Below are 12,102 nucleotides of genomic sequence, written 5' to 3' on the forward strand. Positions count from 1 at the left end.
CCCTTTATTTGTTGCCTGCCTACCATGCACTGTCCCTTCTGCGGTGCCAACGACACCAAGGTCATTGACTCGCGTCTGGTCGCCGAGGGCGATCAAGTGCGTCGCCGGCGCGAATGCCTGGCCTGCGGTGAACGTTTCACCACCTTCGAAACCGCCGAACTGGTATTGCCGCGCCTGATCAAATCCGACGGCAGCCGCCAGCCTTTCGACGAAGAAAAACTGCGCGCCGGTATGCAGCGCGCCCTGGAAAAACGCCCGGTGAGCGTCGAGCGGCTGGAGGCGGCGCTGGTGCATATCAAGCACAAGCTGCGTGCCACTGGCGAGCGCGAGGTCAAGAGCCTGGTGGTAGGAGAGTTGGTGATGGGCGAGCTGCAAAAGCTCGACGAAGTCGCCTACATCCGTTTCGCCTCGGTGTATCGACGCTTCCAGGACCTCAATGAGTTCCGCGAAGAGATCGACCGCCTGGCCCGGGAGCCTGCCAAAGAATGAACCCACCGTCTGCCGAACAAGCGGTGCTCGACGCCCATTACATGGCCCGCGCCTTGGAACTCGCGCGCAAAGGCTTGTACACCACCCATCCCAACCCGCGTGTAGGTTGTGTGATCGTGCGCGATGGGCAGGTTGTCGGCGAAGGCTGGCATGAGCGCACCGGCGAGCCCCATGCCGAACCCAACGCCCTGCGTGCCGCTGGTGACAAGGCCCGTGGCGCCACGGTGTACGTAACCCTCGAGCCGTGCAGCCACCATGGGCGCACACCGCCCTGCGCCGATGCCCTGGTCACGGCCGGTGTCGCCCGTGTCGTGGCCGGCATGCAGGACCCTAACCCCGAAGTGGCCGGGCGCGGCATGCAGCGTCTGGCGCAAGCCGGGATCGAGGTCTTGAGTGGCGTGCTGGAAGCCCAGGCCCGCGCGTTGAATCCGGGATTCCTCAAGCGCATGGAGCACGGCCTGCCCTTCGTGCGGGTCAAGCTGGCGATGAGCCTGGACGGCCGCACTGCCATGGCCAGCGGCGAAAGCCAATGGATCACCGGCCCTGCGGCCCGCGCTGCCGTGCAGCGCCTGCGTGCCGAGGCCAGTGTGGTGCTGACCGGCGCCGACACGGTGTTGGCCGACGGCGCCCGCCTGACCGTGCGCGCCGCCGAACTCGGCCTGGACGAAGCCACCACTGCGCTGGCCATGTCGCGCCCGCCGTTGCGCGTGCTGATCGATGGCCGTTTGCGCGTGCCGCTCAACGCACCGTTCTTCAAGGCCGGGCCGGCGCTGGTCATCACCTGTGTGACCCCGGAAAACCAGTTTCCCCGTGGCCCCGAGTGCCTGGTGGTGCCCGGCGTTGACGGCCAGGTCGACCTGCGTTCGGCGCTGGTCGCCTTGGCCGCCCGTGGCGTCAACGAAGTGTTGGTGGAGGCAGGCCCAAGCCTGGCGGGCGCCTTTGCCCAGCAAGGCCTGGTGGATGAGTACGTGATATTCGTCGCCGGCAAGTTCCTGGGCTCCGCTGCCCGGCCTTTGCTGGACTGGCCGCTTGAGAAACTGGCCGATGCCCCCCAACTCAAGATCACTGAAATGCGCGCTGTAGGCGACGACTGGCGAGTCACTGCCATCCCGCTTCCACCCGCGAGCGTATAATTCTGACCGGGCGCTCAAGTGCCCGTCCCGTTTTCCAGGAGAAGGCCATGTTCACCGGCATTATCGAATCCATCGGCAGCATCCGCGCCATGACCCCCAAAGGCGGCGACGTGCGCCTGCTGGTTGAAACCGGCAAGCTGGACCTGGGCGACGTCAAGCTGGGCGACAGCATCGCCGTCAGCGGCGTGTGCCTCACCGTCATCGACCTGCCGGGCAACGGCTTTGCCGCCGATGTCAGCCGGGAAACCCTGGACTGCACCGCGATGAACGACCTCAAGGCCGGCAGCCCGGTGAACCTGGAAAAAGCCCTGACCCCGACCACCCGCCTCGGCGGTCACCTGGTCAGCGGCCACGTCGACGGCGTCGGCGAAGTGGTAGCGCGCAGCGAAAACGCGCGTGCCGTGGAATTCCGCATCCGCGCGCCCAAAGAGCTGGCCAAGTACATCGCCCACAAAGGCTCGATCACCGTCGATGGCACCAGCCTCACCGTGAACGCCGTGAACGGCGCCGAATTTGAACTGACCATCATTCCCCACACCCTCAGCGAAACCATCATGGCGTCTTACCAGCCAGGTCGCCGGGTGAACCTGGAAGTGGACTTGCTTGCCCGTTACCTGGAGCGCCTGTTGTTGGGCGAAAAGGCCGCAGAGCCTGCAACCGGGAACATCACCGAAAGTTTTCTGGCCGCTAACGGCTACCTGAAATCCTGACCAAGGGGGTGCCGCGTGGCGCTCAATAGCATCGAAGAACTGGTTGAAGACATCCGCCAAGGCAAGATGGTCATCCTGATGGATGACGAAGACCGCGAGAACGAAGGCGACATCATCATGGCCGCCGAGGCCTGCAAGCCTGAGCACATCAACTTCATGGCCAAGTACGCCCGCGGGCTGATCTGCATGCCCATGAGCCGCGAGCGCTGCGAGTTGCTCAAGTTGCCGCTGATGGCGCCGCGCAATGGCTCGGGTTTTGGCACCAAGTTCACTGTATCGATCGAGGCCACTACCGGCGTCACCACCGGCATTTCCGCCGCCGACCGCGCCCGCACCGTGCAAGCCGCTGCTGCCAAGGACGCCAAGGCCGAAGACATCGTCAGCCCCGGCCACATCTTCCCGCTGATGGCCCAGCCGGGTGGCACCCTGGCCCGTGCCGGCCACACCGAAGCCGCCTGCGACCTGGCGCGCATGGCCGGTTTCGAGCCCTGCGGCGTGATCTGCGAAGTGATGAACGACGACGGCACCATGGCCCGTCGTGCTGAACTCGAAGCCTTTGCCGCCGAACACAACATCAAGGTGGGCACCATTGCCGACCTGATTCACTACCGCATGATCCACGAACGTACCGTTCAGCGGATTGCCGAGCAGCCACTGGACAGCGAACTGGGCCAATTCAATTTGGTGACCTACCGTGATTCCGTGGAAGGCGACGTGCACATGGCGTTGACCCTGGGCACCATTTGCGCCGAAGAGCCGACCCTGGTGCGTGTGCACAACATGGACCCATTGCGCGACCTGCTGATGGTCAAGCAACCGGGTCGCTGGAGCCTGCGCGCTGCCATGGCTGCGGTCTCCGAGGCCGGCAGCGGTGTGGTGCTGCTGCTCGGTCACCCGCTGGATGGCGATGTGCTGCTGGCGCATATCCGCGAAACGGCGGACCACACGCCGGTGAAAAAACCGACCACCTACAGCATCGTCGGGGCCGGTTCGCAGATCCTGCGTGACCTGGGCGTGCGCAAAATGCGCCTGATGAGCGCACCGATGAAATTTAATGCGATATCCGGTTTCGACCTGGAAGTAGTAGAATACGTGCCCTCCGAATAAAGGCCGGCGATTTTCGCCCCTTGTTCGCGGTTCAAATATCACTAAGGGACGCGTCATACACGCGTCCCGGCTCTTTAAGAGATTTGTCGAATGACCCTGAAGACCATCGAAGGTACCTTCATCGCCCCCAAAGGCCGCTATGCCCTGGTGGTTGGCCGCTTCAACAGCTTCGTGGTTGAAAGCCTGGTAAGCGGTGCCGTTGACGCCCTGGTTCGCCACGGTGTGAGCGAAAGCGACATCACCATCATCCGTGCCCCTGGCGCCTTCGAAATTCCACTGGTTGCGCAGAAAGTTGCTCAACAGGGTGAATACGCGGCGATCATCGCCTTGGGCGCGGTCATTCGTGGCGGCACGCCGCACTTCGAATACGTGGCTGGCGAATGCACCAAGGGCCTGGCCCAGGTGTCCATGGAGTTCGGCGTACCGGTTGCGTTCGGCGTGCTGACCGTGGATTCCATCGAGCAAGCCATCGAGCGTTCCGGCACCAAGGCCGGCAACAAAGGCGCTGAAGCTGCCCTGTCCGCCCTGGAAATGGTCAGCCTGCTGTCGCAGTTGGAGGCCAAGTGATTTCCGACGAGAGCGACAACTTCAACCCGCGCGAGCCACGTCCAGCCGATGCTGGCAAGCCTTCGAAGAACGAGAAGCGTCGCGCTGCTCGTCAGTTGGCGACCCAGGCGCTGTATCAGCGTCACCTGGCGGGCGCGTCGTTGAACGAGATCGAAGCACAGTTTCGCGTCGACAACGATTTCACCTTTGCCGACCTGCCGTATTTCCACGACATCTTGCACGGTGTGCACGCGCACCTGACCGAGATCGACACCGCCCTGGCGCCTTGCCTGGACCTGACCATCGAAGAGCTGGACCCGGTTGAGCTGTGCGTGATGCGCCTGTCGGCTTGGGAGCTGCTGTATCGCGTCGACGTGCCGTACCGCGTGGTGATCAACGAAGGTATCGAACTGGCGAAAGTCTACGGTTCGACCGACGGCCACAAGTTCGTCAACGGCGTGCTCGACAAACTGGCCCCGCGCCTGCGTGAAGCCGAAGTGAAGGCGTACAAGCGCTGAATCGCGCTTGAAACCTGAATGGGCGAGTTTGAGCTGATCCGCAACTACTTCGCCGCCGCGCCTTGTGCGCAGGGCGGCGAAGGCATTGCCCTGGGTATCGGCGATGACTGCGCCTTGCTGGCACTTCCCGCTGGGGAGCAGTTGGCAATCTCCACCGATACTTTGGTCGCCGGGGTGCATTTTGCCGACCCTTGTGACCCGTTCCTGCTGGGCCAGCGCTCGTTGGCCGTGGCGGTGAGCGACCTGGCGGCCATGGGCGCCACCCCCCTCGCATTTACCCTTGCCCTGACCACACCAACCGTCGATGCCGATTGGCTGCAACGCTATGCCCAGGGGTTGAACCTCATGGCGCAAAACTGTGGTGTGGGTCTGGTGGGCGGCGATACCACCCGTGGCCCCCTGAGTTTGACGCTGACCGTGTTCGGTCGCGTGCCGGCCGGGCAAGCCTTGACCCGCAGCGGTGCGCAGCCGGGTGACCTGCTGTGTGTCGGCGGCGAGCTGGGCAATGCCGCCGGCGCCTTGCCGTTGGTATTGGGCCAGCGCAGCGCCGACGCAGCCATCGCCGAGCCCTTGCTCGCTCATTACTGGTCGCCGCAACCGCAGTTGGCCCTGGGTCTGGCGCTGCGTGGCAAGGCTACGTCTGCGATGGATATTTCCGACGGGCTCCTGGCCGATTGCGGGCATATCGCGATGGCGTCAAAGGTCAGCCTGTTGATCGAACGCGAGCGGTTGCCAATGTCCCAGGCACTGTTGGCGTTTGTCGGCGATGATGACGCGCGCGTGGCAGCCCTGAGTGGGGGCGACGACTATGTGCTGGCGTTCACCCTGCCACCTGTCGAACTGGCACCGTTGCTGGCCGATGGCTGGCCGATCCATGTGATCGGCCGGGTCGAAGCGGGGCAGGGCGTCACGTTGCTCGATGGCAGCGGGCAGGACATCACCCCGGCCATCCGTGGTTATCAGCATTTTCGCGAGACACCCTGAATCGGCAAGCTGCGCTACCCTGTGTAGCGTTATCACGCATGCAAGGCCCTGTAGGAGGTCGTCACCATGGATGTGCGCCGTTGGCTGCTGATCGTACTGTGTGTCTTCACAGCGGTGGTCCAGGCGCAGGAGGTGCCCGGCAAGGTCATGCTGGCGAGTGAGGAATGGAGCGACTACACCAACAAAGACGGCACGGGCCTGGCCTGGGACGTACTGCGTCAGGTCTTCGAGCCGGCCGGCATCAACTTGCAGACCCGTTCCGTGCCCTACACGCGCTCGGTCGGCCTGGCCCAGCGCGGCGAGGTGGATGGTTGGGTCGGTTCCTACCGCGATGAAGCCGAAGGTGTGTTGTACCCCCACTGGAACTTCGATTCCGACCACATCTACGCCCTGGGGCTGGCCAGCACACCGACGCCCACCATCGCCACGCTGGGTAACTACCGCCTGGCCTGGGTGCGCGGCTACAAGTACGAGGAGTACTTGCCCAATGTGCGCCGTTTCAACCAGGTCGAGCGTCGCGATGGCATTTTGGCAATGCTGCTACATGGCCGTGCGGACTTCTACATTGATGCGTTGGCCGAGGCCAAGTACGTGCTCAGTCAGGCGGATGATCCCTCGAAGTTCACGCTGACGCCGATTGCCGAACTGCCGTTGTACATCGGGTTTGCCGATAACGAGCAGGGCCGGGGCTTGATGGCTGTCTTTGACCAGCGCATGGCGGCCCTGGTGAAAAGCGGTGAGTTAAAGCCGATATTCGAGCGCTGGAAACAACCCTATCCGTTCTGACGTGCATAGAACCAGGTCGAAGGCCAATCGAACCTATTGATCTTTATCAGCGATAATTCAGCTTAAGCGTCTGTAGGAACCTGCTGTTACAATGGCCGCCTCTGTAAAAACTGAAATCAGGAGCACACGGTGCCCGTCGTTTTCGTCGCCGCTTCCAAGCTGCCTACCCCTTTTGCCACGTTCACCATGAACGGCTTTCTCGAAGAAGCCACCGGGCGCGAGCACGTCGTGCTCAGCCTGGGCGATATCGCCGATGGCGCACCGGTGCTTGGCCGGGTGCACTCCGAATGCCTGACCGGTGATGCGTTGTTCAGCCAGCGTTGCGACTGTGGTTCGCAACTGGAGGCCGCCATGCGCGCGATCGCCCGTGAAGGCCGAGGTGTGCTGTTGTACTTGCGCCAGGAAGGCCGTGGCATTGGCCTGATGAACAAGATCCGCGCCTACGAGCTGCAAGATGGCGGCGCCGATACCGTCGAGGCCAACGAGCGCCTGGGCTTTGCCGCCGATCAGCGTGACTACGCGATCTGCCTGCCGATGCTCGAGCACCTGGGCGTCAAATCCCTGCGCCTGATGACCAATAACCCGCGCAAGGTCAAAGCCTTGACCGAGATGGGCATCACTGTGGCCGAGCGTGTGCCGCTGCACACCGGGCACAACCCGCACAACAAACTCTACCTGGCCACCAAGGCCAGCAAGCTTGACCATATGATGGGCAACGAGCACCAGGGCGAGGTCGACCGCGCGTGACCCGAGGCCAGGTGAAACGGCGACTGTCCTTCAATTGGTGGCAGTACCTGGCCCTGGCGCTGCTCCCCCTGTTGGTGCTCAACCTGGTGTTCGGCCAGGCCGAATCCCTGCTGCCGGTGCTGGCCATGCCGTTCTTCATTGCCGGCGTGGCCTCGATGTTCCTCAGCCTGCGCTACTTCAACGGCTATAAACACGCGTTGATTGCCACCTCCAAAGCCCTCGATACCCCCGAAGAACCGGCTGCCTGGATCACCCTGGCGGCGCGTCGGCGCACGGCGTTGCTGGTTGCCGCCGTACCGGCCTGGGTCGGTGCGTTGTCGGTCTTCGTCGGGTTGGAAGCGGTGCCACTGTTTCTGTTGGCGCTGTCGACCGTGGTGCTGTTCTACCTCTACCGCATTCCCCGTCAACTGGGATGATTCGCCACTGGCTGGCCGTGTTGCTGGTATTCAGTGCCCAGGCGCTGGCGGCCGAGCGAGTGGTGAGCCTGGCGCCGTCCCTGTCTGAAATCGTGGTCGAACTGGGCGCAGCCGATGTGCTGGTGGGCGTGCTCGACGGCGGCGAACGCCCGGCGGCCTTGGCGCAGGTGCCGTCAGTGGGGCATTACGGTCAGTTGGACATGGAGCGCCTGCTCAGCCTCAAGCCCGACCTGATCCTGCTCTGGCCCGGCAGCGTCGGCCCGGCCCAGCGCGAGCAATTGCAGCGCCTGAATATCCCGGTGTACGTCGCCGAACCCCATAGCCTTGAACAGCTCACCACCCAGGTCCAGGCCATTGCCGAGCAATTGGGCCGCGCTGACGCGGGTCGACAGTTGGCCGCGCAGTTGCGCCAACGCCTGGCCGAGCTGCGACAGCGCTATCAGCGCGCCGAGCCATTGCGCGTGTTTTACCAGGTATGGAATAAGCCGCTGTACACCGTGGGTGGCGGGCAGATCATCAGCGATGCGTTAAAGGTATGCGGCGCGCGCAATGTGTTTGATGACCTCAAGCTGCCGGCCCCGCAGGTGAGCATTGAATCGGTGTTGCAGCGTGATCCCGAGATGATTCTGGTGGGCGACCAGGCGCAGAAGGAGGCCTGGAAGGTCTGGCCGACGATGGCTGAGCGGGTGCGACTGGTGCCGGATAAAGGCCTGGAGCGGCCCAGCGGGCAGATGCTGGAAGCCGTAGCCCGATTGTGTGAGGTAATCGCGTCCCGCTAGAGGTCCGGCGTCCAGGTCACGCCAACCATCAGCGCCCGGCCTTCTTCCCGGTAGCCATATTGCTGGCCTTGGTACTGATACAGCGCCCGGCTGTAGGCCTTGTCCAGCAAGTTATCGAGCTTCATGCTCAGCGTGACTTCACGGTTCAGCGTCCAACTGGCGCGCAGCCCGAGCAATCCATAGCCAGCCAACGGTTGCTGGTTCTTCGCGTCGTCGTAGCTGCTGCTGACCGCTTGCCAGCTGGCGCCGACGCCGAATTGGTCGAATTGGCGATCCAGGTCCAGGCTCACGGTGCGCCTGGCGCGACGCGCCAGCGTATGTCCGGAATCGCGGTCTCGTGGATCAATCAGTGCCAGTCCCAGGCTGCCTTGCCAGCCGAACAGCTCTTGCTTGAGCGCGGCTTCGAAGCCGTTGATGCGCGCCGAACTGACGTTTTGCGGGCCGTCGCTGCCGAACACGATCGCATCCTGGATATCGGTACGGTACAGCGAAGCTTCCAGGCGGCTGGTGTCGCTGAGTTGGCTACGCCATTGCAGTTCGTAGCTTTTCGAGGTTTCGGGCTTCAGGTTTGGGTTGCTGTTCTTGAAGCCGTACTCGTCCGGGTAATACAGGTCATTGAACGTCGGGGCGCGGAAGCCCTCGCTGTAGCTCAGCAGCAGGTCGTTGTCCGGGTTGACTGGCAACGTGAGCGTGCCGCTCCAGCTGTTCTGCCCGCCAAACTGCTGGTTCTGGTCACGCCGCAGCCCCAGCTCGGTGGAAAACCATTCGCCATGGAAGCGATGCTGCACAAAGGCTGCGCGGTTCCAGCGACTGTTTTCGGTGAGGGTGGTGGAGCCGTGGAAGCGGTCCTCGTACCAGTCGCCGCCGAGAATCAGGCTGTTCTGCTCATTCAGCGTCAGGTCGTTCTGCCAGTTGACCGAGTCGCGGTAAGTGTTGAACACACTGAAGTCATCACTGAGGGTGTCGCGCTTGGTGTCGCGGTTCTCGCTATGGCCCAGTTCCAGGCGCGATTGCCAGCGCTCGTTGAGCGTGGCGTCGACATAGCCGCTGGCGCTGCTCACGGTGTAGTCGGTGTAGGGCTTTTGCCCCACCGTTTGCCCGGTGGCGACGTCGTAGCGGCCAAAGCTGTTGTCGTACTCCGACTTGCCGCGGTTATCCAACAGGTTGAACCCCGCCTCCAGCGCATCGCTGAAGGAATGGCTGAGGTTCAGGCTGAGGGACTGGTTGCGGTAGGCGTCATGATCGCCATCGCTGGGGAATGAGGTGTGCGTCGAGTTGATGCCGGCGGTCTCATCCAGGCTCGCGCCGAGGTTGAAGTGCGTGTATTCATCGCCACCGGACAGGCCGAGGCTGCGCTCCCAGGTCTTGTTGCTGCCAAACCCGAGCTTCAGACGCGGTTGCAGGCCTTGCCCGGCATTGCGCCGGGTAAACACCTGGATCACCCCGCCAATCGCATCGCTGCCGTAGATTACCGAACGTGAACCGCGCAGCACTTCCACCCGTTCGATCTGGTCGACGTTCAGGTATTGCAAGCCGCTGTCGCCGGAGGTGCTATTGGCAATGCGCTGGCCGTCCACCAACACCAGGCTTTGTGCGGATTTGGTACCACGGATATAAATTCCCGGCAGGCTGCCGCGACCACCGGTAGGCGCTACCTGCACGCCGGGTACGCGGCTGATCAGGTCAGTGAGGCTGGTGGGTTGCAGGCGGTCGATGTCGTCGCGGGTGAACACGGTGTTGGCGGCGCTGCTGTCGTTGCGCGCCTGGACCTGGCGGTTGGCGCTGATGACCACGTTGGGAAGTTTCAGTGCGTCGTCGCGGGTGTCGGCGAGTAGTTCCGGGGCGGTCAGCAGTAACAGGGGCAAGGTGAGACTAAGATGTTTCATCGGCTGTCCATGGCATTTGAAGGTGCCGCAAATCAAATGTGAAAGGGGGCAAGCCCCCTCCCACATATTGATCCGGTTTCTACAGGCCCAGCAGTGCCATGCGCTCGCGCACCGATGTCTCAATGCCGGCCTCATCCAACCCACACTCGGCCAGCATCTGCGCCGGCTTGGCGTGTTCGACATACACATCCGGCAAGCCCAGGTGCAGCACCGACTTGAGGATATTCTCCCGCGCCAGGAACTCGCTGACCGCCGCACCGGCGCCACCCATTATTGCGTTTTCTTCGACGGTCACCAGCAGCTCATGGTTGCCGGCAATCTCGTGTACCAAGGCTTCGTCCAATGGTTTGACGAAACGCATGTCGACCACGGTGGCGTCGATCTTCTCGGCGACTTTCAGCGCTTCGGCCAATTGCACGCCGAACACCAGGAAAGCGGTCTTGCTGCCTTGGCGACGCACGATGCCCTTGCCGATCTCGATAGGCTCCAGGTCCTTTTCGATCACCGCATTCGGGCCATTGCCGCGCGGGTAACGTACGGCGGCCGGGCCGTTATACAGGTGGCCGGTGCTGAGCATCTTGCGCAGTTCGTTTTCATCACTTGGCGTCATCACCAGCATGCCGGGGATGCAACGCAGGTAGGACAGGTCGAAGCTGCCGGCGTGGGTCGGGCCGTCTTCGCCCACCAGGCCGGCGCGGTCGATGGCGAACAGTACGTCGAGGTTCTGCACTGCCACGTCATGCACCAACTGGTCGTAGCCACGCTGCAGGAACGTGGAGTAGATCGCCACTACTGGCTTGGCGCCTTCGCAGGCCATGCCGGCGGCAAACGTGACCGCGTGCTGCTCGGCAATTGCCACGTCGAAGTAGCGCAGCGGGAAACGCTCGCTGAACGCCACCAGGTCGGAGCCTTCCTTCATCGCCGGGGTAATGCCCACCAGGCGCGGGTCGGCGGCGGCCATGTCGCACAGCCATTCGCCGAACACACCGGAGTACTTCGGCCCGCTGGCCTTTTTCGGCGCGGCGGCAGGAGCGTCCAGGGGTTCCAGCTTGGTGATGGCGTGATAGCCAATCGGGTCGACTTCCGCCGGGGCGAAGCCTTTGCCTTTCTTGGTGACGATATGCAGGAACTGCGGGCCCTTGAGGTCACGCATGTTGCGCAGCGTGGCGATCAGGGTCGGCAGGTCGTGGCCATCGATGGGGCCGATGTAATTCCAGCCCAACTCTTCGAACAGCGTGCCGGGCACCAGCATGCCCTTGGCATACTCTTCGGTGCGCCGGGCAATTTCCCACGCGCCGGGCAGGCGCGAGAGCACCTTCTTGCTGCCTTCGCGCATGCTCGCGTACGTGCGGCTGGAAAGGATCTTGGCCAGGTAATTGGACAGGCCACCGACGTTGCGCGAGATCGACATATCGTTGTCGTTGAGGATCACCAGCATATTGGCGTCCACTTCCGGTGCATGGTTGAGCGCTTCGAACGCCATGCCAGCGGTCAGCGCGCCATCACCGATCACCGCGATCGCCTTGCGGTCGCTGCCTTGCAGGCGGGCGGCAATCGCCATGCCCAGCGCGGCACTGATGGAGGTGCTGGAGTGGCCGACGCCAAAGGTGTCGTACTCGCTCTCGGCGCGGCGCGGGAAGGCGGCAATGCCGTCCTTCTGGCGCAGGGTGCCCATTTGCTCGCGGCGGCCCGTGAGGATTTTATGCGGGTACGCCTGATGGCCCACGTCCCACACCAGCCGGTCGTCCGGGGTGTCGAACACGTAATGCAGGGCGATGGTCAGCTCGATGACGCCCAGGCCGGCACCAAAATGCCCACCGGTCTGGCCGACCGTGTAGAGCAATTCCAGGCGCAACTCATCGGCCAGGGTTTCCAGCTCGGCTTCACCGAGTCGACGCAGGCCGGCCGGCGTGACAGCACGGTCGAGCAGGGGCGTGGACGGGCGCTTGCGGGGAATCTCTTGAAACGTCGTGGGCATCAGGCGAATCGTTATAGGTATAG

The 12,102-nt window shown here is 63.1% G+C and carries 13 protein-coding genes; 11 read left to right on the forward strand and 2 right to left on the reverse strand.

Annotated features, from left to right (window positions below; all coding sequences use genetic code 11):
- Positions 1-24 precede the first annotated feature (24 nt).
- The 11 genes from nrdR to BMX59_RS21765 all read left to right on the forward strand — a co-directional run bounded on the left by nrdR (position 25) and on the right by BMX59_RS21765 (position 8,215).
- Complete coding sequence (gene nrdR, locus BMX59_RS21715) at positions 25-489, forward strand: transcriptional regulator NrdR (protein WP_010206843.1); 465 nt, start codon at positions 25-27, stop codon at positions 487-489.
- Positions 486-1,622 (forward strand): bifunctional diaminohydroxyphosphoribosylaminopyrimidine deaminase/5-amino-6-(5-phosphoribosylamino)uracil reductase RibD, encoded by a 1,137-nt coding sequence (ribD, locus tag BMX59_RS21720; RefSeq protein WP_071489858.1) that lies wholly within the window; start codon positions 486-488, stop codon positions 1,620-1,622. The genes nrdR and ribD overlap by 4 nt, the downstream gene beginning before the upstream one ends.
- 47 nt (positions 1,623-1,669) lie before the next feature.
- Entirely contained in the window at positions 1,670-2,332 is a 663-nt protein-coding gene (locus BMX59_RS21725) for a riboflavin synthase (protein WP_071489859.1), read from the forward strand.
- Positions 2,333-2,347: 15 nt separating this feature from the next.
- The gene (ribBA, locus tag BMX59_RS21730) at positions 2,348-3,439 is read left to right on the forward strand and encodes a bifunctional 3,4-dihydroxy-2-butanone-4-phosphate synthase/GTP cyclohydrolase II (protein ID WP_092250569.1); all 1,092 of its coding nucleotides are present in this window, start codon (positions 2,348-2,350) and stop codon (positions 3,437-3,439) included.
- A 90-nt stretch (positions 3,440-3,529) separates the two neighbouring features.
- The gene (gene ribE, locus BMX59_RS21735) at positions 3,530-4,006 is read left to right on the forward strand and encodes a 6,7-dimethyl-8-ribityllumazine synthase (protein ID WP_003176356.1); all 477 of its coding nucleotides are present in this window, start codon (positions 3,530-3,532) and stop codon (positions 4,004-4,006) included.
- Positions 4,003-4,503 carry a transcription antitermination factor NusB gene (nusB, locus tag BMX59_RS21740; RefSeq protein ID WP_010206836.1) on the forward strand — a complete coding sequence of 167 codons (501 nt, stop codon included), beginning with the start codon at positions 4,003-4,005 and terminating at the stop codon, positions 4,501-4,503. Before ribE ends, nusB begins: the two co-directional genes overlap by 4 nt.
- A gap of 18 nt (positions 4,504-4,521) precedes the next feature.
- Complete coding sequence (gene thiL / locus BMX59_RS21745; protein WP_093125603.1) at positions 4,522-5,487, forward strand: thiamine-phosphate kinase; 966 nt, start codon at positions 4,522-4,524, stop codon at positions 5,485-5,487.
- 66 nt (positions 5,488-5,553) lie between these two features.
- Complete coding sequence (locus tag BMX59_RS21750) at positions 5,554-6,273, forward strand: substrate-binding periplasmic protein (protein ID WP_092250575.1); 720 nt, start codon at positions 5,554-5,556, stop codon at positions 6,271-6,273.
- A gap of 129 nt (positions 6,274-6,402) precedes the next feature.
- The gene (ribA, locus tag BMX59_RS21755; protein WP_016978544.1) at positions 6,403-7,020 is read left to right on the forward strand and encodes a GTP cyclohydrolase II; all 618 of its coding nucleotides are present in this window, start codon (positions 6,403-6,405) and stop codon (positions 7,018-7,020) included.
- Positions 7,017-7,436 carry a nuclear FMR1 interacting 1 family protein gene (locus BMX59_RS21760; RefSeq protein WP_093125609.1) on the forward strand — a complete coding sequence of 140 codons (420 nt, stop codon included), beginning with the start codon at positions 7,017-7,019 and terminating at the stop codon, positions 7,434-7,436. Before ribA ends, BMX59_RS21760 begins: the two co-directional genes overlap by 4 nt.
- The gene (locus BMX59_RS21765) at positions 7,433-8,215 is read left to right on the forward strand and encodes a cobalamin-binding protein (RefSeq protein WP_093125614.1); all 783 of its coding nucleotides are present in this window, start codon (positions 7,433-7,435) and stop codon (positions 8,213-8,215) included. Before BMX59_RS21760 ends, BMX59_RS21765 begins: the two co-directional genes overlap by 4 nt.
- On the opposite strand, the gene BMX59_RS21770 is transcribed toward BMX59_RS21765, so the two are convergent.
- Positions 8,212-10,101, reverse strand: coding sequence for a TonB-dependent receptor domain-containing protein (locus BMX59_RS21770; protein WP_093125618.1), 1,890 nt, complete (start codon positions 10,099-10,101; stop codon positions 8,212-8,214). The genes BMX59_RS21765 and BMX59_RS21770 overlap by 4 nt on opposite strands.
- 79 nt (positions 10,102-10,180) lie before the next feature.
- A complete protein-coding gene (dxs, locus tag BMX59_RS21775) occupies positions 10,181-12,079 on the reverse strand; it encodes a 1-deoxy-D-xylulose-5-phosphate synthase (RefSeq protein WP_093125623.1) in 1,899 nt (632 codons plus the stop codon).
- Positions 12,080-12,102 lie beyond the last annotated feature (23 nt).

The organism is Pseudomonas sp. NFR09 (assembly GCF_900111535.1).
Lineage (GTDB): Bacteria > Pseudomonadota > Gammaproteobacteria > Pseudomonadales > Pseudomonadaceae > Aquipseudomonas > Aquipseudomonas extremorientalis.

Coding starts and splice junctions, on each gene's coding strand:
- nrdR (WP_010206843.1), top strand. CDS start 25: ATGCACTGTCCCTTCTGCGGTGCCAACGACACCAAGGTCATTGACTCG.
- ribD (WP_071489858.1), top strand. CDS start 486: ATGAACCCACCGTCTGCCGAACAAGCGGTGCTCGACGCCCATTACATG.
- BMX59_RS21725 (WP_071489859.1), top strand. CDS start 1,670: ATGTTCACCGGCATTATCGAATCCATCGGCAGCATCCGCGCCATGACC.
- ribE (WP_003176356.1), top strand. CDS start 3,530: ATGACCCTGAAGACCATCGAAGGTACCTTCATCGCCCCCAAAGGCCGC.
- thiL (WP_093125603.1), top strand. CDS start 4,522: ATGGGCGAGTTTGAGCTGATCCGCAACTACTTCGCCGCCGCGCCTTGT.
- BMX59_RS21750 (WP_092250575.1), top strand. CDS start 5,554: ATGGATGTGCGCCGTTGGCTGCTGATCGTACTGTGTGTCTTCACAGCG.
- BMX59_RS21765 (WP_093125614.1), top strand. CDS start 7,433: ATGATTCGCCACTGGCTGGCCGTGTTGCTGGTATTCAGTGCCCAGGCG.
- BMX59_RS21770 (WP_093125618.1), bottom strand. CDS start 10,101: ATGAAACATCTTAGTCTCACCTTGCCCCTGTTACTGCTGACCGCCCCG.
- dxs (WP_093125623.1), bottom strand. CDS start 12,079: ATGCCCACGACGTTTCAAGAGATTCCCCGCAAGCGCCCGTCCACGCCC.